General features: G+C 66.6%; 21 protein-coding genes. 12 read left to right on the top strand and 9 right to left on the bottom strand.

Annotated elements, in window-relative coordinates; genetic code table 11:
- Window positions 1–48: 48 nt before the first annotated feature.
- Window positions 49–2283, bottom strand: a complete 2235-nt coding sequence (locus tag DFO50_RS00375) for a bifunctional diguanylate cyclase/phosphodiesterase (RefSeq protein ID WP_107888751.1) — start codon at window positions 2281–2283, stop codon at window positions 49–51.
- A gap of 412 nt (window positions 2284–2695) precedes the next feature.
- On the opposite strand from DFO50_RS00375, the gene DFO50_RS00370 reads away from it, so the two are divergent.
- The 4 genes from DFO50_RS00370 (at window position 2696) to DFO50_RS00355 (ending at window position 5084) form a co-directional block, all read left to right on the top strand.
- Window positions 2696–3079, top strand: a complete 384-nt coding sequence (locus DFO50_RS00370; protein WP_146744993.1) for a hypothetical protein — start codon at window positions 2696–2698, stop codon at window positions 3077–3079.
- A 102-nt stretch (window positions 3080–3181) separates the two neighbouring features.
- Window positions 3182–3712, top strand: coding sequence for a pantetheine-phosphate adenylyltransferase (gene coaD / locus DFO50_RS00365; protein WP_107888750.1), 531 nt, complete (start codon window positions 3182–3184; stop codon window positions 3710–3712).
- 5 nt (window positions 3713–3717) lie between these two features.
- Window positions 3718–4647, top strand: a complete 930-nt coding sequence (locus DFO50_RS00360) for a Nudix family hydrolase (protein WP_107888749.1) — start codon at window positions 3718–3720, stop codon at window positions 4645–4647.
- Entirely contained in the window at window positions 4644–5084 is a 441-nt protein-coding gene (locus DFO50_RS00355) for a hypothetical protein (RefSeq protein ID WP_036385054.1), read from the top strand. Before DFO50_RS00360 ends, DFO50_RS00355 begins: the two co-directional genes overlap by 4 nt.
- A gap of 3 nt (window positions 5085–5087) precedes the next feature.
- Here the strand turns inward: DFO50_RS00355 and fdxA are convergent, their stop codons facing one another.
- Entirely contained in the window at window positions 5088–5420 is a 333-nt protein-coding gene (gene fdxA / locus DFO50_RS00350) for a ferredoxin FdxA (RefSeq protein WP_107888748.1), read from the bottom strand.
- Between the two features lie 149 nt (window positions 5421–5569).
- On the opposite strand from fdxA, the gene gluQRS reads away from it, so the two are divergent.
- Window positions 5570–6460, top strand: coding sequence for a tRNA glutamyl-Q(34) synthetase GluQRS (gene gluQRS / locus DFO50_RS00345; protein WP_112691895.1), 891 nt, complete (start codon window positions 5570–5572; stop codon window positions 6458–6460).
- Here the strand turns inward: gluQRS and DFO50_RS00340 are convergent.
- Window positions 6442–7197, bottom strand: a complete 756-nt coding sequence (locus tag DFO50_RS00340; RefSeq protein WP_112691894.1) for a class I SAM-dependent methyltransferase — start codon at window positions 7195–7197, stop codon at window positions 6442–6444. The two genes, gluQRS and DFO50_RS00340, sit on opposite strands and share 19 nt — an antisense overlap.
- A 126-nt stretch (window positions 7198–7323) precedes the next feature.
- On the opposite strand from DFO50_RS00340, the gene DFO50_RS00335 reads away from it, so the two are divergent.
- Complete coding sequence (locus DFO50_RS00335) at window positions 7324–9567, top strand: DNA internalization-related competence protein ComEC/Rec2 (RefSeq protein ID WP_158537381.1); 2244 nt, start codon at window positions 7324–7326, stop codon at window positions 9565–9567.
- A 28-nt stretch (window positions 9568–9595) separates the two neighbouring features.
- On the opposite strand, the gene DFO50_RS00330 is transcribed toward DFO50_RS00335, so the two are convergent.
- Window positions 9596–10906: a Na+/H+ antiporter family protein gene (locus DFO50_RS00330; protein WP_112691892.1), complete on the bottom strand. Its 1311-nt coding sequence runs from the start codon at window positions 10904–10906 to the stop codon at window positions 9596–9598.
- Window positions 10907–11118: 212 nt separating this feature from the next.
- Here DFO50_RS00330 and DFO50_RS19060 point away from each other — a divergent pair, with 212 nt between their 5' ends.
- Together DFO50_RS19060 and DFO50_RS00320 are read left to right on the top strand one after the other, a co-directional pair.
- Window positions 11119–12174: a hypothetical protein gene (locus DFO50_RS19060; RefSeq protein ID WP_158537380.1), complete on the top strand. Its 1056-nt coding sequence runs from the start codon at window positions 11119–11121 to the stop codon at window positions 12172–12174.
- Entirely contained in the window at window positions 12158–12883 is a 726-nt protein-coding gene (locus DFO50_RS00320; protein WP_158537379.1) for a type II secretion system protein, read from the top strand. The genes DFO50_RS19060 and DFO50_RS00320 overlap by 17 nt, the downstream gene beginning before the upstream one ends.
- 6 nt (window positions 12884–12889) lie before the next feature.
- Here the strand turns inward: DFO50_RS00320 and aceB are convergent, their stop codons facing one another.
- Window positions 12890–14482, bottom strand: coding sequence for a malate synthase A (aceB, locus tag DFO50_RS00315; RefSeq protein WP_028497913.1), 1593 nt, complete (start codon window positions 14480–14482; stop codon window positions 12890–12892).
- Window positions 14483–14644: 162 nt separating this feature from the next.
- Between aceB and DFO50_RS00310 the strand changes: the two genes are divergently transcribed.
- Together DFO50_RS00310 and DFO50_RS00305 are read left to right on the top strand one after the other, a co-directional pair.
- Window positions 14645–15541: a LysR family transcriptional regulator gene (locus tag DFO50_RS00310; protein ID WP_028497912.1), complete on the top strand. Its 897-nt coding sequence runs from the start codon at window positions 14645–14647 to the stop codon at window positions 15539–15541.
- A 4-nt stretch (window positions 15542–15545) separates the two neighbouring features.
- On the top strand, window positions 15546–16052 hold the full coding sequence (locus DFO50_RS00305; RefSeq protein ID WP_112691889.1) for a hypothetical protein: 507 nt from the start codon (window positions 15546–15548) through the stop codon (window positions 16050–16052).
- Here DFO50_RS00305 and DFO50_RS00300 read toward each other — a convergent pair.
- The 4 genes from DFO50_RS00300 to aceA all read right to left on the bottom strand — a co-directional run bounded on the left by DFO50_RS00300 (window position 16033) and on the right by aceA (window position 19969).
- On the bottom strand, window positions 16033–16929 hold the full coding sequence (locus tag DFO50_RS00300; RefSeq protein ID WP_107890272.1) for a DMT family transporter: 897 nt from the start codon (window positions 16927–16929) through the stop codon (window positions 16033–16035). The two genes, DFO50_RS00305 and DFO50_RS00300, sit on opposite strands and share 20 nt — an antisense overlap.
- A 73-nt stretch (window positions 16930–17002) precedes the next feature.
- Window positions 17003–17605: a LysE family translocator gene (locus tag DFO50_RS00295; protein ID WP_158537378.1), complete on the bottom strand. Its 603-nt coding sequence runs from the start codon at window positions 17603–17605 to the stop codon at window positions 17003–17005.
- Between the two features lie 77 nt (window positions 17606–17682).
- Window positions 17683–18483 (bottom strand): AraC family transcriptional regulator, encoded by an 801-nt coding sequence (locus tag DFO50_RS00290; RefSeq protein ID WP_112691888.1) that lies wholly within the window; start codon window positions 18481–18483, stop codon window positions 17683–17685.
- A gap of 187 nt (window positions 18484–18670) precedes the next feature.
- On the bottom strand, window positions 18671–19969 hold the full coding sequence (aceA, locus tag DFO50_RS00285; protein ID WP_028497907.1) for an isocitrate lyase: 1299 nt from the start codon (window positions 19967–19969) through the stop codon (window positions 18671–18673).
- A gap of 454 nt (window positions 19970–20423) precedes the next feature.
- On the opposite strand from aceA, the gene grpE reads away from it, so the two are divergent.
- Together grpE and dnaK are read left to right on the top strand one after the other, a co-directional pair.
- Window positions 20424–20951, top strand: coding sequence for a nucleotide exchange factor GrpE (gene grpE, locus DFO50_RS00280; RefSeq protein ID WP_028497906.1), 528 nt, complete (start codon window positions 20424–20426; stop codon window positions 20949–20951).
- Between the two features lie 127 nt (window positions 20952–21078).
- Window positions 21079–23010, top strand: a complete 1932-nt coding sequence (gene dnaK, locus DFO50_RS00275; protein WP_028497905.1) for a molecular chaperone DnaK — start codon at window positions 21079–21081, stop codon at window positions 23008–23010.
- Window positions 23011–23057: the final 47 nt, after the last annotated feature.

The following is a 23057-nucleotide window of genomic DNA, read 5'->3' as shown; positions in this document are numbered from 1 at the left end:
CCGCCGGGCGGTAAAGCCGGCATTGTACGTGCTGCGGCTGGCCGTTGCTCAGAGATCCATCCGGGTGGCACTGTGCCGCGAGGTGCCGCTGCGGATATAGGCGGCGAGCGCTTCCGGCGGCAGCGGCCGGCTGTAGTAGAAACCCTGGATCAGGTCGCAGCCACAGGCGGCGAGGAAATCGCGCTGTTCGATGGTTTCCGCCCCCTCGGCCACGACGGTCAGCGCCAGCTTCCGGGCCATGGCGACAATGGCCTCGGTAATGGCGACATCGTTCGGGTCGTTCGGCACGCCGTCGATAAAGGTCCGGTCGATTTTCAGCGCGTCGAGCGGCAGGTTCTTCAGCTGCGACAGGCTGGAGTAGCCGGTACCGAAGTCGTCCAGTGCCAGATGCACGCCCAGTGCTTTCAATTCGTTCAGCAGGGCGACCGCCGCGTCGGGCTGTTCGATCAGCGCGCTTTCGGTCACTTCCAGCTCGATCCGCTGCGGGGCGATGCCGGCACTGGTCAGCGCGTCGGTCAGGACCTGGCACAGCGAGGAGTCGGCAAACTGGCGTGCGGACAGGTTGACCGCCACCCGGGGCACGCGAATGCCGGCGGCGTCCCAGCGGGCGATCTGTTCGCAGGCGGCACGGATCACCCAGTGGCCGAGCACCAGCACCAGACCGGTTTCTTCCGCCAGCGGGATAAAGCGCGACGGCGGGATCATGCCCCATTCCGGGTGGTGCCAGCGCGCCAGCGCCTCGACCGCGACGATCAGCCCGGAGTCCGGATCGACCTGCGGCTGGTAGTGGAGTTCGAGCTGCTGGCGGGTGATGGCGTTGCGCAGCGCATTTTCCATGGTCAGCCGCTCGCTGGCCTGGCTGACCATGCTGGCATTGAAGAACGCATAGGTATTCTTGCCGGCGGTCTTGGCACGGTACATCGCCACTTCCGCATGGCGGAGCAGCGTCTGGGCGTTGTGGCCATCCTCGGGGTAGACGGCGATGCCGATCGAGCCGGTGACGGTCAGTTCCTTGCCGTCGAGCACGCTGGGCTGGGCCAGTTCGTCCAGCAGGTGCTCGACCTGCAGCGCCAGCTTCGCGCGATCGCCGGTATTGGTCAGCACGGTGAATTCGTCGCCGCCGACCCGGCTCAGCAGTGCATCCTTGCCGACCGCATAGTTGAGCCGGGCGGCGATCACGCGCAGCAGGTCGTCGCCGCCGCTGTGGCCGAAGCCGTCGTTGACCAGCTTGAAGCGGTCGAGATCGATGAACAGCAGGGCGAATGCCGTGGCCGATGTCCCTTCGCAGGTGGCCTGCAGCCGGGTGAGAAATTCGGCGCGGTTGGTCAGCCGGGTCAGCGGGTCGTGGGTGGCGAGGAAGACCAGCCGGTCCTCGGCGTCCTTGTGCTGGCTGATGTCGTTGAATACGCAGACGTTGTTGATCAGCTCGCCTTCCGGGTCATGCACGGCGCTGATCGACAGCCGGACCGGATACAGGCGGCCATTGCGATGGCGATCGAGGAACTCGCCCTGCCAGCAGCCCTGCTCATCCAGGGACTGCAGCATCTGGCGGTTGATCGCCCGGCCCATGTGGTCGACGCGGAACAGGCGCGAACGGCGGTTGACCACCTCGTCGGCCTCGTAGCCGGTAATGCGGGTGAATGCGCGGTTGACGGCGATGATGCGTGCATCGCCATCGGTCAGCAGGATGCCTTCGGCGGCGTTGTCGAACACGATGTCGGACAGGCGCTGCTTGTGCTCGGCCTCGGTCCGGTCGCTGACGTCGATCATGATGCCGATGGTGGCGTCGGCGCCGCGGTATGGTGCGAGCCGGCTGTGGACCTCGGTGTCGATGCGGCGGCCGTTGCGATGACGCAGGCGGAGCTGAAAGCGCATGTCGATGATCTGGTCCCGCCGGCGGCGCTGCAGCTGGAGGCGGACCCGTTCGCGCTCTTCCGCGTCCAGCAGCGCGGAAGTCGGCAGGCCGGTCATTTCGTCCTGGGTATAGCCGAGCATGTCGGCAGCGCGCGGGTTGCAGTAGACGACAATTTCGTTCTGCACGATGTAGATGCCGGCCAGCGATTGCTCGATCAGCGCGTCATGGTTGGTCTGCAAATCGCCCAGCCGCTGCCCCTGGTGGCGCAGGTACAGCAGCGTGGCGGCCAGCAGCAGGGCGAGAACGGCGGACAGCGAGATCCATGTGGTCAGGGGGGCAGTGGACAAATCGTCGGCGAAAACCGGGGTGGACAGAGTCGACAGGACGGCGAGACAACAGCGTCGCATGGCCTGCGAGACATCTAACATAGCTTTCCTCCAGAGTGCCGGGCGCGGAACGGATTTGTCACGATAATGTCATGGGATGAGGCCTGCGTTCAGGGCGACCGCATCGGACAGAGACGGATTGTGGTGAAAAATGACGCGACTGCCTACCCTTTGCGTGAAGCCGGGTCACCGTCAGCAGAAAACGGCAGGGGGGAAGCGCCGGTCCGGACTGGCCCTGGCCCTGCGACGGCGGGGACGGAAAGGACGGAATTCCATCCGGCGGGCTGCCGTTTGCACGCCATCCCGGGTCCCGGCGCTGCGCTGACCGCCTGCCTCCTGCCCATGAGCAGTCCGGAAGCCTGCTTTGTCTGTATCCGCGTCCTCCGTGATAATGCGGAATCCGTCGTCGCCGGGAACTGCCGGCACGACCCTGACGTCCCCCGGAGATTGATCGATGATAGCGACTCGCGCCCGATTCATGCTGCTGATTGCCGCACTGGCTGGCGGGCTGGCCCTGCCGGCGCAGGCCTTGCCGCCACCGCAGGCGGGGCAGCTGCTCAATGTCGGCGCCGACGCCGTCGTGGCCGTTCGCCTCGATGCCGTTCGCCGCGACGGTCCGTCATGGACGATCTGGGCGACCGTGGACGAAGTCTTTCGCGCGCCGCTGCGGCGCGGCGACGTGATCCAGATCAGCGGCTTCGGCGGCGATCGCGCGCCGCAGGTCGGCGCCCGCCTCGTTGTGGCGCTGGAACGTCGCGGGGCATGGTGGTCGCTGCCGTCCCAGGACCAGGCCTTTCCCGATTCTCCCGCCCTGCGTGCCGCGTTGCGGCGCGGCTGACGGCATTCCTTTCGGGTTTTCCGGCTGGCGTCTTATGACGCAATGCAAAAAATTCTTTGCCGCTGACCCTGTGAAGCGATTACATTTTGCAGATTGTTGCGTATGTCACATAAAGGAAAGCGTCCATTGAAGCGCGCCGTCTATGCGGGCAGTTTCGACCCGGTGACCAATGGTCACCTGTGGATGATCGAGCAGGCGGTCGAGCTGTTTGACGAACTGGTCGTTGCCATCGGGGTCAACCCGGACAAGTTCTGCACGTTCAGCGCCGAGGACCGCGCGGCCATGCTGCGCGAGACCACCCGCCAGTACAACAACCTGCGGGTGGAGCTGTTCGACAACCAGTTTCTGGTCAATTACGCACAATCCATCGGTGCCAACTACATCGTGCGCGGCATCCGTACCGCAAGCGATTACGAATACGAACGTGCGATGCGTTATGTGAATTCGGACCTGTATCCGAACATCACCACCATCTTCCTGCTGCCGCCGCGCGAATACGCCGAGGTCAGCTCGACCATGGTGCGCGGACTGGTCGGCCCGAAGGGCTGGGAAGACGTCATCCACCAGTACGTGCCGGAACCGGTTTACCTGCGGCTGCGCGAATACGAGCGCCGCCGGCTCGAGGGCAAGTAAGCAGCATGCGCAAATGGACACAGGTCGTCGCCGGGGTGCTGGTCAGGCCCGACGGCGGCTTTTTTCTTTCCAGCCGCCCCGAAGGCAAGCCGTATGCGGGGTACTGGGAGTTTCCCGGCGGCAAGATCGAAGCCGGCGAGACCCCGTACGCGGCGCTGTGCCGCGAGCTGGACGAGGAACTCGGCCTGACCGTCACCCACGCCACACCGTGGCTGACCCAGCATTTTCACTATGAACACGCCGATGTCCGGCTCGACTTCCACCGGGTGACCGGCTGGAGCGGCGAGCCGCAGGCGCGCGAAGGACAGACCTGGGCCTGGCAACGGGCAGCCGATGCGCTGAGCGTGTCGCCGGTGCTGCCGGCCAATACGCCGATTTTTCGCGCGCTGTCGCTGCCGGCCACGCTGGCGATCACCTGTGCGCAGGAACTTGGCCGTGACACCGTGATTGCCCGCGTCGCGGCCGACCCGGCCGCATTCGGGCTGATCGTGGTGCGCGAACCCGGCTGGAGTACCGCACAGCAGCATGCACTGGCCGCCGAGCTGGCCGCCCTGACCCGCCCGCACGGCGGACGGGTGCTGCTGGCCGGGGCCAGCGATGCGGGGCCGTTCGACGGGCTGCACCTGAACAGCCGCCAGCTGCATGCGCTCGACGCGCGTCCGGCCGGTGACTGGGTCGGCGCCTCGGTACACGGTCAGGCTGATATCGAACAGGCTGTCGGCCTGGGACTGGACTACGTGATGCTCGGCCACGTGCTGCCGACGCCCTCGCACCCGGACCTGCCGCCGCTGGGCTGGGACCGCTTCACCGAACTGGCCGGCGGCCGCTGGCCCTTGCCGGTCTACGCGCTCGGCGGTCTGTCCGTCACGGACCTCGATCGTGCCCGCGAAGCGGGCGCGCACGGCGTCGCCTGCATGCGGAGTGCCTGGCGATGAGCGGCCCGGTTCCAAGACGCAAACTGCTGCTGGTCGCGCTGGCCCTGATCGTGCTGGCGCTGATCAAGGCCGGTGTCGCCTGGTACTGGTGGCACAACCGCACCGACACGGTCGCTGCGGTCGAACTGCGCTGCCCGGATCTTGCGCAGGCCTGTGCGCTGGGGGACAGCGGCGCAACCCTGACCTTCGTGTCGCCGCCACAGCACAGCGCGCCGTTCGTGGTCGAGATCGCCGGCGCCGACGCGACGCCGACCGCCGGTTTCGACATGGTCGGCATGAGCATGGGCGTTGCCCGCTACCGCTTCGTGCCGGCGGGAGACGGTCGCTGGCGCGCCAGGATCACGCTGCCGGTCTGCGTGACCGGCTCCAGCGACTGGATCGGCAGCTTCGTGGTAGACGGGCACGAATACCGCCTGCCGTTCACTGTCGGCCGGTGAGTCTCAGCCGCGATCGAGCTGGTCGAACTTGTCCCTGACCTGTGCCCACTGCGCGGCGTCGGGCAGTGGCGGCTTCTGCAGCGTGATCGGTTTCCATTTCGGATTGGCGGCCAGTTCGGCGTTCAGCGCAATGAAGTGGCGCTGGTCGGCCGGGACATCGTCGTCGGCATAAATGGCGTCCACCGGGCATTCCGGCACGCACAGCATGCAGTCGATGCACTCGTCCGGGTCGATGACGAGGAAATTGGGCCCTTCGTGGAAACAGTCGACCGGACAGACCGTGACGCAGTCGGTGTACTTGCAGCGGATACAGGCTTCGGTGACGACATAGGCCATGGTTGCGTATCCTTTACGTTCTCGCGTGCGGGCATCCTGCCGCACGCCGTGACCGGAACAACTAAAGTGACTCACCTTCCCAGACAGTGTAGCCGCCCGTGTGGCGGCTGCCGTTGCCTTCGTCCCCGGACGGACGGGGGCGGCAGCCGATGACGCCCGCCTACCGCGGGCGTTTCGCCCCCAGCCCGACCGGCCGGCTGCACGCCGGCTCCCTGCTGACCGCCGTCGGCAGCTACCTCGATGCCCGCGTCCAGGGCGGCGAGTGGTGGGTGCGGATCGAAGACCTCGACCCGCCGCGCGAAATGCCCGGTGCCAGCGCCGACATCCTGCGCACGCTGGAAGCCTTCGGCTTCGAGTGGGATGGCGAAGTGGTCTACCAGCATGACCGCCATCCGCGCTACGCCGCTGCGCTGGCGCAACTGGTCGCCAGCGGCGATGCCTATCCGTGCGCCTGCACGCGCAAGGAGATTGCCGCCGTCGCCCGACGCGGCGTGGATGGTCATGTGTATCCCGGAACCTGCCGTGACGGGCTGCCGGCCGGTCGCCAGCCGCGCGCCTGGCGGCTGCGGGTGCCGGCGGGCGAGGTGAGCTTCGAGGATCGCGTGTTCGGCCTGCAGCGGCAGGACGTGGCGCAGGAGGTCGGCGATTTCGTGCTCAAGCGTGCCGACGGTTTCTGGGCCTACCAGCTTGCGGTGCTGGTCGACGACCACGCACAGGGCATGACCGACGTGGTCCGGGGGGCCGACCTGCTCGATTCGACGCCGCGCCAGCTGGTGCTGATTGACGCGCTCGGCCATGCGCGACCCCGCCATGCCCACTTGCCGCTGGTATGCAATGCCGCCGGCGAAAAACTGTCCAAGCAGACGCTGGCGCCGGCCATCTCCACCGACCATGCCGCGGACGAGCTGCGCCGGGCACTGTGCCGGCTGAATCACCGGCCGCCGGCCGATTGCGCCGGGCTGGACGAGCTGTGGGCCTGGGCGCTGGCATCATTCCGCCTCGACCGCGTCGGCCGGACGGTTCAGCGCGACGGCGTATAGAGATCGAAACGGGTGCTCTTGCCGACCAGCTGCGTCGACGGCTTGTCGTCACCGAGCAGCACGCCGAGGCGCGGCCGTTTGACCACCACCCGTTTTTTCGCCGCGCCGCGTGCGGCGGCGACCAGCTTGCCGGCATCGGTATCGTCACCGATCACGACCTGAAAGGCCTGCATGTCCTTCTTGGCCGCCGCGCTCTTGCCGGTATCGGGGAACATCGGATCGAGGTAGACCACATCGGGGCGCACCGCCGGGTCCAGCGCGGCCAGCCAGTCGGCGGCATCGGCATGCACCAGCCGCATGCGCGCCGCGATCGCGGCGGTAGCCGGATCGGCGGCGGCGCGCGACAGCGCATCGTCGAGCAGTGCGGCGGCGACCGGTGAGCGTTCCAGCAGCGTGACCTCGCAGCCCAGGGTGGCCAGTACGAACGCGTCGCGGCCAAGACCGGCAGTGGCATCGACCACACTCGGACGATTTCCGCCCTTGATGCCGATCGCCCGCGCCACCGGCTGGCCGCTGCCGCCGCCGTGCTCGCGCCGGTGCCGGGCGGCACCCTCGACAAAATCGGCGTAGACCGCGCCATGGCCATGGGCCGTCACCAGTTCCAGCCGCGTGTCGCCGAGCGCCAGCCAGTAGCCGTCGGCGGGCGGCGCGCTCAGGCGCGGCAGCGCGAAGCGGGCGGCGAGGTCGTCGGCGCGCGCGGCGTCGGCGTCGGGAAGGGCATACAGACCGTGGAACATGATGGGGGCGACGGGAATGGCGTAAGGCCGGCATTGTGACGGGAAAGCCACAGTGCAGGCAAAGCCGATTAGGCGGGCGGCGATCGCTGGCGTGAAATGGAGCGATGTTTCTGCCCGGAGCACGGCATGTATCCCCTGCTGCTGTTCACGCTCGGCATGGCCATCCCGCCGTGGCTGCCGGCACCGCTGCCGTGGCACGCGCCGGCCGCCGTGGCCGTACTGGCGCTGTCCGGTCGCTGGCCTGGCTGGCGCACCGGCCTGCTGGTCGCACTGTGCGCCGGACTGGCATTGAGCGCGCTGCGCATCCGGCTGCGGCTGGATGACATGCTGCCGCCGGCCTGGGAGAACCGCTCGCAGTCGGTCGAGCTGCAGGTAATCGGTCTGGCCCATTACGGCCTGATCTCGACCCGCTTCGATGCGCAGCGGCTGCAGCTGCATACGCCGGACGCCGCGCTTCCGGCCACCTTTTCGGTCGCCGACCGGGAGCGGCGGGCCTGGCCGGCCGGCTCGGTCTGGCGTGCCGAACTGCGCTGCAAGCGCCTGCATGCGTATGCCAATCCGCATGCCGCCGATACCGAGCGCTGGCTGATCGCCCAGCGGCGGCTGGCGAACTGCAGCGTCAGACAACGGCGGGCGCTGCCGGCACGGTCGTCGCTGCAGGCCGGCATCGGGCAGATGCGGGAGCGCCTGCGCGACCGGTTCGACCGCGTGCTGGGCGACCATCCGGCAGCCGGCGTGCTGATGGCACTGACGCTCGGTGAGCGGACCGGCATCGACCGTGCACAGTGGGACGTGTTCGCCCGTACCGGCACCACCCATCTGGTCTGCGTCTCCGGCGTGCACCTGGGCTTTGTCGCCGCGCTGGCCGCCTGGGGCGCGCTGCGACTGGCCCGCCGTTTTGGTCGTGGCCGGTGGCCGCCGCGACTGCTTGCCTGCGCCGCCGGTCTGACGGCAGCCGGCGCCTACGCGCTGCTGGCCGGTTTTGGCGTGTCGGCGCAGCGGGCGCTGCTGATGCTGGCTGCCTGCGGGCTGGCGCTGGCGCTGCGGTCGCGCTGGCCGGCGCGAAAAATCTGGCTCAGCGCGCTGGCGCTGGTCACGCTGGCCGACCCGTGGGCGGTCACCCTGCCGGGTTTCTGGCTGTCGTTCGGCCTGGTTGCGGCCTTGCTGCTGGCCGGCAGCGGCCGCCTGTGTCGCCCCGGCTGGCTGGCGGGAAACCTGCAGGCACAGGGCGCGGTCAGTGTCCTGTCGGTGCCGCTGCTGGCCGGCTGGTTCGGCCAGCTGCCATGGGTGTCGCCGCTGGCCAATGCCTGGGCGCTGCCGCTGATCGGCCTGCTGCTGACCCCGCTGTCACTGCTGGCGGTCGCCCAGCCGTTCGACCCGCCACTGCGCTGGGCTGCGGACCTGATCGGGCTGGCGATGTCGCCGCTGGACTGGCTGGCGCAGTGGCCGCCGTGGACACTGCCGACGCCACCGGTCTGGACCCTCTGGCTGGCCGGCATTGCCGCGCTGCTGATGCTGCTGCCGCTGTGGCCATTGCGGCTGTTGCTGCTGCCGTGCTGGCTGCCGTTGCTGCTGGCGCGCGCCGAGCGGCCGCCACCGGGCGAGGTGTGGGCGACCGTGCTGGATGTCGGTCAGGGACTGGCGATGGTGGTGGAAACCCGGCGCCATGTGCTGGTGTATGACGTCGGGCCGGGCAACGCCGACTGGAATGTGGCCGACAGCACGCTGCTGCCGTATCTGGCCGGACGCGGGATCACCGCACCGGACCGGGTCATGCTGTCGCATGCCGATGCCGACCACGCCGGCGGCTGGCCGGCGCTGGCGCCGCGCTGGCCGCACAGCCAGTGCCAGGTCAGCCAGCCGGAAGCGCTGGACGCGCGCTGGCCCTGCGGCGCATGTCGGGCCGGGCAGCGCTGGCACTGGGACGGGGTCGATTTCGAGGTGTTCTGGCCGGGGAACGACGCGGCGGCGCTGGAAACCAATGCATCCAGCTGCGTACTGAAAGTGACCGGCGCGGCGGGCCGGTCGATACTGCTGACCGGCGATATCGGTCGCGCCAGCGAGGCGGCGCTGCTCGGTCTGCCGCTGCGCGCCGATGTGCTGATCTCGCCACACCATGGCAGCCGCACCTCGTCCGGCGACGATTTTCTGGCCGCCGTGGCGGCGCAGCATGTCGTGGTCAGCGCCGGCTATCTGAACCGCTATCGCCATCCGCAGGCCGCCGTCTGGCAACGCTATGCCGATCACGGCATGACCCGCTGGCGCACCGACCGCCACGGTGCGATCGACATCCGTCTCGGACGCGAGGTCGGGGTCAGCGCCTGGCGGCAGCGCGCGCCGCGCTACTGGCAGCCGCGCGACAAAGACTGAGCCGGACTGGCGCTGAGCCCGTCCCGGCCTACAGCACCATGGCGGCGATCCAGCCAGCCACCAGCACCGGCAGGTTGTAGTGCAGGAAAGTCGGCACCACGGTGTCCCACATGTGGTCGTGCTGGCCGTCGACATTCAGGCCGGAGGTCGGGCCGAGGGTCGAGTCCGAGGCCGGGCTGCCGGCATCGCCCAGCGCGCCGGCGGTGCCGACCAGACTGACGATGGCCAGTGGCGAGAAGCCCAGTGCCATCGCCAGCGGCACATAGATCGCGGCCAGAATCGGTACGGTCGAGAACGACGAGCCAATGCCCAGCGTCACCAGCAGACCGACCAGCAGCATCAGCAGCGCGGCCAGCCCGCGGCTGTTTCCGATCACCGACACCGACTGCTCGACCAGCAGCTGGATGTCGCCGGTCGCCTTCAGCACTTCGGCGAAGCCGGCGGCGGCAATCATTACCAGACCGATGGTCGCCATCATCTTCATGCCGCTGGAAAACACCGTGTCGGCTTCGCGCCAGCTGACCACACCGCCGAGCACGAACACCAGGAAGCCGGCCAGAGCGCCGATCAGCATCGAGTCGACCCACAACTGCACGCCGAAGGCGACCGCGACCGCCAGCAGCGACACGGTCAGCGAGCGGCGGCTGTAGCGGATGTCTTCGCGTTCGACATCGCGGATGCGCGCCTCGTCGTAGTCGCGCGGCTTGCGGTAGCTGACAAACAGCGCGATCAGCAGGCCGGCCAGCATGCCGAGCGCCGGGATCAGCATCGCCTGGCTGACATCGAGCCCGGTCACGTCGAGCCCGGACTTGGCCACATTGCCGAGCAGGATCTGCTTGAGGAAGATTTCACCGAAGCCGACCGGCAGCACCATGTACGGCGTAATCAGACCGAAGGTCAGCACGCAGGCCACCGCGCGGCGGTCGAGCCGGAGACGGGCGAACACATACAGCAGCGGCGGCACCACCAGCGGAATGAAGGCAATGTGGATCGGCAGGACGTTTTGCGACGAGATCGCCAGCAGGGTCAGCGAGCCGAGCACCCCCCACTTCAGTCCGCTGCCACGACCGTGGCGAGCCTTGCCCAGCAGCCAGTCGGCCAGCGCATGCGGCAGGCCGGACTGTGCCAGCGCCAGGGCAAACGCGCCGAGCAGCGCATACGACAGCGCCACGCCGGCACCACCGCCGATGCCGGCGTTGAAGGCTTCCAGCGTGCGGGCGATGGTCAGGCCACCGGTCAGGCCACCGACCAGACTGCCGACGATAAGGGAGATAACGACATTCACGCGGGCGAGACTCAGCGCCAGCATGACGACAACGGCAATGACAACGGCGTTCATGCACGGATTCCGTAAATAGAAAGCAACGCCGGCCACCTTTCGGGTTGGCCGGGCGGATCGAAGTAATGAGGCCGGCATTCTACCGGCAAGTGGGTCGAAAGGCCCGCCGGCTGTGGTATTTCGCCCACGCGGGCGGCCCGGCGGCGTGGGCGGGTCGTTGCCGTCGTCGCCATCCGGGCATGATGGTGTGGTCCCGTTCCAGGAAGACAGTCATGCGCGTCGACCCTGCCCGGTGGCAGCGCGGACAGGTGCTGCTGCCGATGCTGTTCGTGTTGCTGGTCACGCTGGCGACATCATGGCTGTACGCGCTTGCCGGCGAGGCGCGCCGGGCGGCGGTCCTCCACGATGCGCGGCTGCTGGGCATGTTGCGCCAGCGACTGCTGGATGTGGTGCGCGGCGGCAGCACGCTGGAGAAGCGCACCTGGTCCGGCTGGCTGCGGCGGCCCTATGTCGGCGGCAACTGCCTGGTCTCGGGGGCGCGGCAGGACTGCAGCCACAATCTCTACAAGCCGCCTTACCCGTTCGGGCTGGGTCTGTATCCGCTGGCCGATCTGGCGCCGTCTGCCCGTCCCGGCAGCGGACGTACGGTCTGGTATGCGGCGGTGAGCATGCTGGTCAGGACGCCGGGTGACATCGTGCTGACCGCGCAGGCGGTGAAAGAGGCACCGGCCCTGCAACTGCCCGACCATGGCATCGATGACGCCATGGTCGTACTGGTGATTGACCAGCAGCCTGTCGGCATTCATGAACGCAACCTGAATGCGCACGATATTCCCGACTGGGCCAGTCGGGCTGGAGGACTGGAGATCGGCAGGAAGCTGGCGCCGCCGTCCGGCCGCTGGGCGGTGATCCGCCGCCACGAGTACCTGGCCGCGCTGACACCGATGGCCGATGCGGCAGCCGCCGCGCTGGTCGCCTGCCGCAACTGGGCGGCACAACAGGTGGACAAGCCGCGCGGCTGCGTTGACGGGCAGGGTTATGACGCCTGGCTGGATGCCGTCGCCAGAGACCGGAGCGACCCGTGGCTGGCCGCGCTGCCAGCGTCGTGCCGCACAGATCAGGAACTGGGGAACAACAAGCCGGGGCGCGGTTGCCTGTGGCCACTGGCGTGGCGGGACACGCTGCAGGAGGTCGTCGGGCAGGATGGCTTCCGCTTCAAGGGCTGCCGTCGCCGCTATACGCTGCAGGCGGAGGACGGCACGGTGGCGCGCTGGTCGGGTCCGGCGGCGGGAAACGATCAGCTGGGGCACGATGGCACGCCCTGCTGAGCCGGTCCCGCGCGGCTTCACGCTGATCGAGCTGGCGATCAGCCTGGCCATCGTCGGTCTGCTGCTCGGCATGTTTGCCCTGCCGGCGCTGAACCTGCTGCGGCACCGGACCGGTACCGCCGCGTTCAGTCTGCGCGCGGATGACGCGGTGGCGGCGCTGGAGCAGTTCGCGATCGAGGCGTGCCGGCTGCCGTGCCCGGCCCGCGCGGGGGGGGCCGCCGGCATGGAGAACAAGGGGGAATGCGCCGGTATCGGCATCCTGCCGTGGAGGACGCTGGGGCTGCCGTATGGTCATGACCGGCATGGCAATCTGTACAGCTATGTGGTCAGTCCGGCGTATGCCGAAGCGGGCGGACTGCACGGCAAGCCGGCCGCCTCGATCCGGTTCTGGCCGCTGCCGGAGCCCGCCAGTTACACGCCGGTCACGGTGGCGGCGGCACTGATCTCGCATGGCCCGAACGGGCATGGCGCATGGGGACGTGACGGCAGGCAGCGTCCGAAGGACGCGGCATCGGTGTCCGAGGCGAAACAGTGGCGGGTGCCTGGCAGCGTGTACGCCGGTCCGTTTGACGTCGAGCCGGGTTTCGATGACGAAGTGGTGGCGCTGCCGGCGCTGATCATCAGGAACCTGGCCTACGGCCGGGGCCATTGTGCGGAAAAGGCGGACGCAAAAACGCCCGCGCAAGCGGGCGTCGTCCAGAACCGTTAGGCGGTATCAGTCGATGTATTCGTAGCCCGGCAGGGTCAGGAACTCGACGAAGTCATCCGCCGTGGTCAGCAGGTCGAACATCCGCGCGGCGTCCTGGTACTGCTTGGTCCACTTGGCGCCGTAAGCGACTTCCAGCTGGGCCACTTCATCGGCCAGCAGTTCGCGGAACAGCTCGGTGGTGACCTTGCGACCGTCTTCCAGCTTGCCCTTCGGCGAGCGGATCCACTGCCAGATCTGCGAGCGGGAGATTTCCGCCGTGGCCGCATCTTCCATCAGATTGTGGATCGGCACGCAGCCGTTGCCCGAGATCCAGGCACCGATGTACTGGATGCCGACGTTGATGTTCATGCGCAGGCCGGCTTCGGTGATCGGGGCTTCCGGACGGAAGTCGAGCAGTTCGGCGGCGGTGACATTGATGTCGTCGCGCTGCTTGCCGATCTGGTTCGGACGGTCGCCGAGCACGGCGTCGAATTCGGCCATCGCCACCGGCACCAGGCCCGGGTGGGCAACCCAGCCGCCGTCGTAGCCGTCGGTTGCGTCGCGGTTCTTGTCGGCACGGATGCCGGCCATGGCGGCTTCGTTCTTGACCGGATCGTTCTTGATCGGAATCAGCGCGGCCATGCCGCCGATCGCCGGCGCATTGCGCTTGTGGCAGGTCTTCAGCAGCAGCAGCGCATAGGCACGCATGAACGGCACGGTCATGTTGATTCTGGCGCGGTCGGCCAGGCAGAAGTCGCGGTTGGTGCGGAACTTCTTGATGCAGCTGAAAATGTAGTCCCAGCGGCCGGCGTTCAGGCCCGAGCTGTGTTCGCGCAGTTCGTACAGGATTTCGTCCATCTCGAACGCGCCGAGAATGGTTTCGATCAGCACCGTGGCCTTGATGGTGCCCTGCTTGATGCCGAGCGCGTCCTGGGCGGCGACGAAGATGTCGTTCCACAGCCGGGCTTCCAGATGGCTTTCCATCTTCGGCAGGTAGTAATAAGTGGCGGAGCCGTTGGCAACCAGATAGTCGATGTTGTGGAAGAACGACAGCGCAAAGTCGAAGATCGAACCGGAGATGATCTCGCCGTCGACCTTGATGTGCTTCTCGGTCAGGTGCCAGCCACGCGGGCGCAGCACCAGAGTGGCGATCTGCTCGTTCAGCTTGTAGACCTTGCCTTCCGGCGAGGTGAAGGAAATCGTCTTGCGATACGCATCACGGACGTTGATCAGGCCTTGCAGCTGGTTGTCCCAGCTCGGGCAGTTCGAGTCCTCGAAGTCGGCCATGAAGCTCTTGGCGCCGGAGTTGAACGCATTGATCATCATCTTGCGTTCGACCGGGCCGGTGATTTCCACCCGACGGTCGAGCAGGTCATGCGGCAGCGGCGCAATGGTCCAGTCGCCGGCGCGGACGGCGGCGGTTTCCGGCAGGAAGTCCGGCAGCTTGCCGGCGTCGAGTTCCTTCTGGCGCACATCGCGGGCAGCCATCAGTTCGCGGCGACGGCCTTCGAACTGGCGATGCAGGCTGGCGATGAAGGCCAGCGCTTCGGGGGTCAGGATCTCGGCATAGGCCGGGGTGATTTCGGCAAGGACTTCCACGCCTGCGGGCAATTGCGACATGACACTTTCTCCTGTTGTAGTCGTATTGGCGCATGCACAGCGGCGGGGAACCGGTCAGACAGTCGGTGCGGGGCGCTGTGATGCGATGAATGCAGTCTATAGCTATGGCGAGTACAGAAAAATGGCTAGAATCGCATCACACTTTTTACTTTTAAGTAGCTAATGAGTGATTTTCGCCAGATGCAGACCTTTGTCGACGTGGTCAACCTCGGCAGCCTGTCCGCGGCGGCGCGGGCCGAGGGCGTCGTGCCGGCCGTCATCGGCCGCCGCATCGACGCGCTGGAAGAACGCCTCGGCGTCCGGTTGCTGGTGCGCACCACGCGCCGGGTCACCCTGACGCAGGAGGGTGGCGCTTTCCACGAAGACTGCCAGCGCCTGCTTGGTGAACTGGCGGCGGCCGAGGCGGCCGTCGCCAGCGGTTCCAGCCGCGCACGCGGCCATCTGCGCGTCAGCGCGCCGGCCGGGTTCGGTCGACGGCATGTCGCGCCGCATGTGGCTACCTTTCAGCAGGCGAATCCGGACGTGCGCGTGACCATCGACCTGTCCGACCGGCTGGTCGACCTGGTGGCCGAGCGCGTCGACGTCGCCATCCGCATCAGCGACCTGGCCGACTCCAGCCTGGTCGCAGTGCGGCTGGCGGAAAACCGCCGGGTGGTGGTGGCGTCACCGGCCTATCTGTCGCGGCGCGGCATTCCGGCCTCGCCGGCCGATCTCGACCAGTTCGACTGCCTGACCCTGGGCTCGAGCCGCGCCCGGGGCTGGACCTTCATGATAGACGGCCGGCTGGTGAACTGGCGGGTTCAGGGGCGGCTCGAATGCAATGATGGCGCGGTACTGCACGACTGGGCGCTGAAAGGTTACGGGCTGGCGTGGCGTTCGCTGTGGGAAGTGAAGGACGACCTGACCGACGGGCGGTTGATGACGGTACTCGATGCCTACTCGTCACCCGACTATCCGGTCTGCGCCGTGGTACAGCAGCGCAAATTCCTGCCACAGCGGGTACGCGCCTTTGTCGATCATTTGCGGGCGGTCTATGCCGACCCGGACTACTGGGACTGAAACCATGGGAAGCAAGCGATATGGCTGGCTGCTGCTGGCGGGTCTGCTGGCGGGTCTGCCGGAAGTGGCCGCTGCCGACAGCGGGGCACCGACTTATGCACTGCGCTGTGCGCCGTCGGCCGGCTATCAGTTCGGCGAATGGATCAAGACCCGACTGGCACTGCGTGGCTGGCGCGAGGACAACGCGCATCCGGCAGTCAGCCTGTGCTTCGGTCTGCAGAGCGAAACCGCCTGGCGTTCGGTGCCGGCACCCACCGTCTACGGTGGTTACGGCGGCTGGCGTGGCGGAGGTGGCTGGGGCTATGGCGCCGGTCTCGGTTATCCGGGCGACTATCGCGAGCCGGTCCGGGTCGGGGTGATGACCCTGCGCGTGACCGCCGGCGGCGCCAGCCCGATGTCCAGCGACGACCGGCAGACACTGGCCGGTGACGGCCGGCAGGACATGGAGGATGCCGCCACCGCGCTGATCGAACGGCTGCAGTGGCCGTCGCTCAACCGCGGCGCAGATTGACCAGCACGATGCCGGCGAACACCAGTACCGCGCCGGCGACAAAGCGCGGGTCCAGCGGGTCGTTCATCAGCAGCACGCCGAGGGCGACGCCGAACAGCGGGGTCAGGAACGAGAACGCCGACAGTCTGGATGCCAGATAGCGGCGCAGCAGCCAGAACCAGGCCAGGAAACTGGCGAAAGCAATGACGAAGCCCTGGAACAGCAGGCTGGCCCAGGCGATACCGTTCATGTCCGCCCCGCGCCAGTAACCCATGATGGCACTGGTGGCCAGCAGTGACAGCGACGCGACGCCGAGCTGGTACAGCAGCGTCTGCGTCGGTGGCGCCTCGGACAGCACTGACGCGCGGATCAGCACGGTAGTGCCGGCCCACAGCATGCCGGCACCCACACCGAACGCGTCGCCGAGCAGCATGTCCGGGTCGACGCCGGTCGAAAAACCGTTGGAGAACGCCAGCGCCATGCCGGAGAAAGCCAGCAGCACGCCACTCCACTGGCTGAACGACAGCCGCTCTCCGGGCACCAGCAGGTGCAGGCCGAGCGCGGTGAAAATCGGTGCGGTATAGAGAAATACCACCATGTGCGAGGCCGTGGTGTGCAACAGACCGAGCGCGACCAGCAGAAACTCGCCGCTGAACAGCAGCCCGGCGCCAATGCCCGGCCAGAAACGGCCGTCGCGGAACGAGAAGCCCTGCCGTCGCCAGCGCATGACGCCGACGATCAGCAGCGCGGCAATCAGCGAGCGCAGCCCGTTCTGCAACACCGGATGCAGGAACGGGGAGGCGGCCTTGATCGCTACCTGCTGCATGCCCCAGCAGGCGCACAGCAGAATCATCAGGCCGATGGCGGTGCCATCAAGCGGTTTGCGGATCGGGGACATGAGACCGTGACAGAGGGGCGGAAAGGTCAGCATCATTGCCGCTGCCCGCCGGGGGTGGCAAGGGCTTCTTGCCTCAGCCGAGCAGCAGGCCGATGCCGAGCGCCATCAGCAGCGCACCGGCCAGCCGCTCCAGCTTCCACTGCCAGCGGTGCAGGCCGCGCCGGCTGGCCGGCCGGCCGATCAGCCACGCCATGCCGACATCCCACACCCAGACCAGTGCGAACATCCACAGCCCGTACAGCGCCTGCTGCCACGACGGCGTACTGGCGGCAATACCGATCGAGAACAGGCCGGTGTAGAACAGCCCGTTCTTCGGATTGCCGAGACCGGATGCCAGGCCGAGCAGGAACGGTGCGGGCGACGCGGACGCGGCGAGCGGCGTGGCCTCGTCACCGCCGTCCGGGCGGGCGCGCAGGAAATGCCAGCCGACATACAGCAGGAACAGCGCACCGCCGGTCTGCATGATGCGGGTGGCCGCCGGCCAGCGCTGCAGGTAGCCGACGCCGGACAGCGCCAGCACGATCCAAAGGCCGTTGGCGACGGCGATGCCGGCGGCGACCCGGGTGCCGGGACGAAAGCCGTGGCGCAGCGTGGTGCGGCTCAGCAACAGGAAATCGGGACCGGGGCTGAGCAGTGCCAGCCAGTGCGCCAGCGCCATCAACAGGAATTCATGCATCGGGACCGCCATCGGAAGGACAAGGGGTGCCCAGTGTGTGATGGCGGCTGCTGCGGGTCTTGAACGAAATTGCGCGTTCAGGCCGTGCGCAAGGCCTGGCGGTAGCCCCCCGGGGTCAGGGCGGTCTGGCGCTTGAACTGGCGGGTGAAATGGCTCTGGTCGGCAAAACCGGCCTGCTGGGCGGCGTCGGCCGGCGCCATGCCCTGGCGCAGCCAGACCCGGGCGCGCTGGATGCGCAGGTTCAGTTGCAGTGCATGCGGTGTCAGCCCGGTCTGGCGACGGATTGCGCGGATCAGCTGCCACGGACTCAGGCCGGCGAGATCGGCCAGCGTGGCCAGATCGACCGCATCGCACGCATGCTCATGCAGGTAATCGCAGGCGCGGCCGACCTGGTGCGGTTGGTCGCGAGGCCGCGACGGGACGGCGGGCGCCAGTGGCCGCAGCAGGCGATACAGGATCTCGTCGATGGCCAGCCCGCTGTCCTGCCGTTCCAGCGCGGCGACCAGTTGCTGGAAGCCATCGTGGATGCCGGGCGCGTCCGGCTGCAGGGCCGATGCCGGTTCGTTCAGTGCCAGACGCGCCAGCCAGGCCGGGTCGACATGCAGCATCCGGTAGCTCCACGGCCGGCCCGGATCGGGATTGCACGCATGCACGTCACCGGCGCGGACCAGCACCGCCGCTCCGGCCGCAATAGGACGGACGAGGCCGTCGATCAGGCACTGGCTGGCGCCGGCCACGATCTGTCCCAGCGAGAACGTGTCGTGCACATGCGGGGCGTAGCAGGCGGCGGAATCGCTGACATCGCGCAGCTCCCACTGGCCGGCGTGATGCCAGATGCGGGGGGAGGGAACGCGTGGACTATCCGGAGCAGGTTTCATCGGTATTGCTGTCACTTTCCCACGACAAAGGTGTGCGCCGGCGCGAATGAAAAACACGAAGGATGTGAACTTCGTGATCAAAGAGGCTGAAATGAAACAGGGGACTACCGTTCCCGGCAGCCCCCTTACACTACGTCGGGCGTGTTCCAGCGGCGCACGCACCGCCGGTACCCGAACTATGCCACTCTCAATGGAACTGTTCTTCCTCGGTGGAACCGGTCAGTGCGGTCACGCTGGAGGCGCCGCCCTGAATCACGGTGGTCACGTCGTCGAAGTAACCGGTGCCCACTTCCTGCTGGTGCGACACGAAGGTGTAGCCACGATCGCGAGCGGCGAATTCCGGCTCCTGCACCTTCTCGACATAGGCCGACATGCCGCGCTGCGCATAGTCCTGTGCCAGATCGAACATGTTGTACCACATGCTGTGGATGCCAGCGAGGGTGATGAACTGGTACTTGTAGCCCATGGCGCCGAGCTCGCGCTGGAACCTGGCGATGGTCGCATCGTCGAGGTTTTTCTTCCAGTTGAACGACGGCGAGCAGTTGTAGGCCAGCAGCTTGCCCGGGAACTGGGCGTGGATCGCTTCGGCGAAGGCACGGGCGAACTCGAGGTCCGGCGTGCCGGTTTCGCACCAGATCAGATCGGCATACGGGGCATAGGCCAGGCCGCGGCTGATCGCCTGTTCCAGACCCTTCTTGGTCTTGTAGAAGCCTTCGGCCGTGCGCTCGCCGGTCATGAACGGCTTGTCGTTGCTGTCGACGTCGCTGGTACACAGGTCGGCGGCTTCGGCATCGGTACGGGCCAGGATCAGTGTCGGCACGCCGAGCACGTCGGCGGCGAGACGGGCGGCGATCAGCTTCTGCACGGCTTCCTGCGTCGGCACCAGCACCTTGCCACCCATGTGGCCACACTTCTTCACCGAGGCGAGCTGGTCTTCGAAGTGAACGCCGGCCGCGCCGGCCTTGATCATCGACTTCATCAGTTCGTAGGCATTCAGCACGCCGCCGAAGCCGGCTTCGGCATCGGCCACGATCGGGGCGAAGTAGTCGGTGTAGCCCTTGTCGCCTTCGGCGATCTGCTTGGCATGCTGGATCTCGTCAGCGCGCTTGAAGGTGTTGTTGATGCGCTCGACCACGGCCGGTACCGAATTGACCGGGTACAGCGACTGGTCCGGGTACATCGACATGTAGCTGTTGTTGTCGGCGGCGACCTGCCAGCCGGACAGGTAGATGGCCTTGATGCCGGCCTTGACCTGCTGCATCGCCTGACCGCCGGTCAGGGCGCCGAGGCAGTTGATGAACGGTTCGTCGTGGACCAGGTTCCAGAGTTTTTCCGCGCCGCGGCGTGCCAGCGTGTACTCGATCGGGAAGGAGCCGCGCAGACGCTCCACGTCGGCGGCGGAGTAGCCGCGCTTGATGCCCTTCCAGCGCGGGTTTTCGGCCCATTCTTTTTCGATGGCTGCAATGCGTTGTTCGCGAGTCGTCATGACAGTTTGACCTCTATTATGTTTTGTACGTCCGGCGGGGTGACCCCGTCTCCCTGGCCTTCGCCATGCACCCGCGCCGGTTCCGGCGGGGCGGGTGGGCGCACCGCGGATAGCGATGCGCCGGTGGGAGCGTAACCGGCCGTTTTTGCCGGCGCTGGCACGCTCCCGGTGGGGATGTGCAAATGATTCAAGCATAGTTGTGTGCAATGCAGCAAACCCTTTTTGCCTTCTGTTCGCAAGTGAAAAATCTTGGACTTTTAATGGGTTGCTCACGACCAGTCATGCGCGGAAAGGAGCCGGGCAGGCGGTCGTAAACGAACCCTGCCGCCAGGGCGGCGGCGGGCGGGATGGCGACTGTCCGGCTGTCGATTGTTGCAGTGCGCGGCCCGGGCGGGGCTTGAAAGCGGCGGGGATGTCCCTACTTAGGGTGCGACTTTCCGATTTGAGGTGAATCATGCAGAACCAGGATCAAGTGACGCCGGAAGAACTCGTGGACAACACCGCCGCCGACGAGGGCACGCAGCAACCGGACGCCCGCATTGCTGAACTGGAAGCCCAGATCGCCGAGCTGAAGGACCAGTTCCTGCGCGCGAAGGCGGATACCGAGAACATGCGCCGCCGCGCCGCCGAGGACGTGGCCGCCGCCGGCAAGTACGCCGTCGGCAAGATTGCCGTCGAACTGCTGCCGGTAAAGGACTGCCTGGAAATGGCACTGCTCGACACGTCGGGCAATATCGAAGCGATGAAGATGGGCGTCGACATGACGCTGAAACAGCTGGTCACGGCCTTCGACAAGGCGCAGATCATCGACATCAACCCGGAAGTGGGCGAGAAGCTCGATCCGCACCGTCACCAGGCGATGAGCATGGAAGACAGCGAACAGGATGCGAACACCGTGGTGCGCGTGATGCAGAAGGGCTATCTGATCGCCGACCGCGTGCTGCGCCCGGCAATGGTCATTGTCGCCAGACCGAAAGCATAAACGGCGCAATGTCCCGCCAGCGGGGGGCTTGAAAGCGCAAATCGCCTCCCCATATCCCGAACATGGTTAATGAGATGCGGCGCGCATGGCGCCGTACCAAAAGCAAAATTCTAGGAAGGATCGAACAATGGGCAAAATCATCGGTATTGACCTCGGCACCACCAACTCCTGCGTGTCGGTGGTCGAAAACGGCCAGCCGAAGGTGATCGAGAACGCCGAAGGTGCACGCACCACGCCGTCGGTCATCGCCTACATGGAAGATGGCGAAATCCTGGTCGGCGCCCCGGCCAAGCGCCAGGCAGTCACCAACGCCAGAAACACCATCTACGCATCGAAGCGCCTGATCGGTCGCCGGTTCGAAGAAAAGGAAGTGCAGAAGGACATCAGCCTGATGCCGTTCTCCATCGTCAAGGCCGACAACGGCGACGCCTGGGTCGAAGTGCGCGGCAAGAAGATGGCACCGCCGCAGATCAGCGCCGAAGTGCTGCGCAAGATGAAGAAGACTGCCGAAGACTACCTCGGTGAAGAAGTCACCGAAGCGGTCATCACCGTGCCGGCCTACTTCAACGACAGCCAGCGTCAGGCGACCAAGGATGCCGGCCGCATCGCCGGTCTGGACGTGAAGCGCATCATCAACGAACCGACCGCTGCCGCGCTGGCGTTCGGCATGGACAAGAACGAGAAGGGCGACCGCAAGATCGCCGTGTATGACCTCGGCGGCGGCACCTTCGACGTGTCGATCATCGAGATCGCCGATGTCGACGGTGAAAAGCAGTTCGAAGTGCTGGCCACCAACGGTGACACCTTCCTCGGTGGCGAAGACTTCGACCAGCGCCTGATCGACTACATCGTGACCGAGTTCAAGAAGGAACAGGGCGTCGACCTGAAGCAGGACGTGATGGCGCTGCAACGCCTGAAGGAAGCGGCGGAAAAGGCCAAGATCGAACTGTCCAGCTCGCAGCAGACCGAAATCAATCTGCCGTACGTGACCATGGACGCCAGCGGTCCGAAGCACCTGGCGATGAAGATCACCCGCGCCAAGTTCGAATCGCTGGTCGAAGAGCTGGTCGAACGCTCGATCGAACCGTGCCGCGTGGCCATCAAGGACGCCGGCCTGAAGGTCAGCGACATCGACGACGTGATCCTGGTCGGCGGCCAGACCCGCATGCCGAAGGTGATCGACGCCGTCGAAGCCTTCTTCGGCAAGGCGCCGCGCCGTGACGTGAACCCGGACGAAGCCGTTGCCGTTGGTGCGTCGATCCAGGGCTCGGTGCTGTCGGGCGACCGCAAGGACCTGCTGCTGCTGGACGTGACCCCGCTGAGTCTCGGCATCGAGACGCTGGGTGGCGTGATGACCAAGCTGATCCAGAAGAACACCACGATTCCGACCAAGGCATCGCAAGTGTTCTCGACCGCCGACGACAACCAGAACGCAGTGACGATCCACGTGCTGCAGGGCGAACGCGAAAAGGCCGGTGCCAACAAGTCGCTGGGCCAGTTCAACCTGTCGGACATTCCGCCGGCACCGCGCGGCATGCCGCAGATCGAAGTCACTTTCGACATTGACGCCAACGGCATCCTGCACGTATCGGCCAAGGACAAGGCGACCGGCAAGGAAAACAAGATCACCATCCAGGCCAGCTCGGGTCTGTCCGAGGAAGAGATCCAGCGCATGGTCAATGACGCCGAGGTCAACGCCGAGGAAGACAAGAAGCTGGTGGCGCTGGTGCAGGCCAGGAACCAGGCCGAAGCCCTGATCCACAGCGTGAAGAAGTCGCTGACCGAATACGGTGACAAGATCGCCGCCGACGAAAAGGCCAAGATCGAGGACGCGCTGAAGGAAACCGAAGCCGTGGCCGGTGGCGACGACAAGGACGTGATCGAAGCCAAGACTGAAGCCCTGGCCAAGGCCAGCCAGAAGCTGGGCGAACTCATGTACGCCCAGGCCCAGGCCGAAGGCGCCGGTGCGCCGGGTGCGGAGAAGGCCGAAGCCGGTCACAATGACGACGGCAATGTGGTCGATGCCGAGTTCGAAGAAGTGAAAAAAGACAAGAACTGATCTTGTCCGAGTCAAAGAGGCACGGAGTCTCGGGGTCGTTGGTCCCG

Origin of the sequence: Microvirgula sp. AG722 (assembly GCF_003269145.1) — a bacterium.
Lineage (GTDB): Bacteria > Pseudomonadota > Gammaproteobacteria > Burkholderiales > Aquaspirillaceae > Microvirgula > Microvirgula aerodenitrificans.
The sequence above is the reverse complement of the archived record's forward strand: the minus strand, read 5'-3'. Positions and strand labels throughout refer to the sequence as shown.

Bases quoted from the DNA above. Each gene is read 5' to 3' on its own strand.
- DFO50_RS00375 (WP_107888751.1), bottom strand. From the start codon at position 2,283: ATGTTAGATGTCTCGCAGGCCATGCGACGCTGTTGTCTCGCCGTCCTG.
- DFO50_RS00370 (WP_146744993.1), top strand. From the start codon at position 2,696: ATGATAGCGACTCGCGCCCGATTCATGCTGCTGATTGCCGCACTGGCT.
- coaD (WP_107888750.1), top strand. From the start codon at position 3,182: ATGTCACATAAAGGAAAGCGTCCATTGAAGCGCGCCGTCTATGCGGGC.
- DFO50_RS00360 (WP_107888749.1), top strand. From the start codon at position 3,718: ATGCGCAAATGGACACAGGTCGTCGCCGGGGTGCTGGTCAGGCCCGAC.
- DFO50_RS00355 (WP_036385054.1), top strand. From the start codon at position 4,644: ATGAGCGGCCCGGTTCCAAGACGCAAACTGCTGCTGGTCGCGCTGGCC.
- fdxA (WP_107888748.1), bottom strand. From the start codon at position 5,420: ATGGCCTATGTCGTCACCGAAGCCTGTATCCGCTGCAAGTACACCGAC.
- gluQRS (WP_112691895.1), top strand. From the start codon at position 5,570: ATGACGCCCGCCTACCGCGGGCGTTTCGCCCCCAGCCCGACCGGCCGG.
- DFO50_RS00340 (WP_112691894.1), bottom strand. From the start codon at position 7,197: ATGTTCCACGGTCTGTATGCCCTTCCCGACGCCGACGCCGCGCGCGCC.
- DFO50_RS00335 (WP_158537381.1), top strand. From the start codon at position 7,324: ATGTATCCCCTGCTGCTGTTCACGCTCGGCATGGCCATCCCGCCGTGG.
- DFO50_RS00330 (WP_112691892.1), bottom strand. From the start codon at position 10,906: ATGAACGCCGTTGTCATTGCCGTTGTCGTCATGCTGGCGCTGAGTCTC.
- DFO50_RS19060 (WP_158537380.1), top strand. From the start codon at position 11,119: ATGCGCGTCGACCCTGCCCGGTGGCAGCGCGGACAGGTGCTGCTGCCG.
- DFO50_RS00320 (WP_158537379.1), top strand. From the start codon at position 12,158: ATGGCACGCCCTGCTGAGCCGGTCCCGCGCGGCTTCACGCTGATCGAG.
- aceB (WP_028497913.1), bottom strand. From the start codon at position 14,482: ATGTCGCAATTGCCCGCAGGCGTGGAAGTCCTTGCCGAAATCACCCCG.
- DFO50_RS00310 (WP_028497912.1), top strand. From the start codon at position 14,645: ATGAGTGATTTTCGCCAGATGCAGACCTTTGTCGACGTGGTCAACCTC.
- DFO50_RS00305 (WP_112691889.1), top strand. From the start codon at position 15,546: ATGGGAAGCAAGCGATATGGCTGGCTGCTGCTGGCGGGTCTGCTGGCG.
- DFO50_RS00300 (WP_107890272.1), bottom strand. From the start codon at position 16,929: ATGTCCCCGATCCGCAAACCGCTTGATGGCACCGCCATCGGCCTGATG.
- DFO50_RS00295 (WP_158537378.1), bottom strand. From the start codon at position 17,605: ATGCATGAATTCCTGTTGATGGCGCTGGCGCACTGGCTGGCACTGCTC.
- DFO50_RS00290 (WP_112691888.1), bottom strand. From the start codon at position 18,483: ATGAAACCTGCTCCGGATAGTCCACGCGTTCCCTCCCCCCGCATCTGG.
- aceA (WP_028497907.1), bottom strand. From the start codon at position 19,969: ATGACGACTCGCGAACAACGCATTGCAGCCATCGAAAAAGAATGGGCC.
- grpE (WP_028497906.1), top strand. From the start codon at position 20,424: ATGCAGAACCAGGATCAAGTGACGCCGGAAGAACTCGTGGACAACACC.
- dnaK (WP_028497905.1), top strand. From the start codon at position 21,079: ATGGGCAAAATCATCGGTATTGACCTCGGCACCACCAACTCCTGCGTG.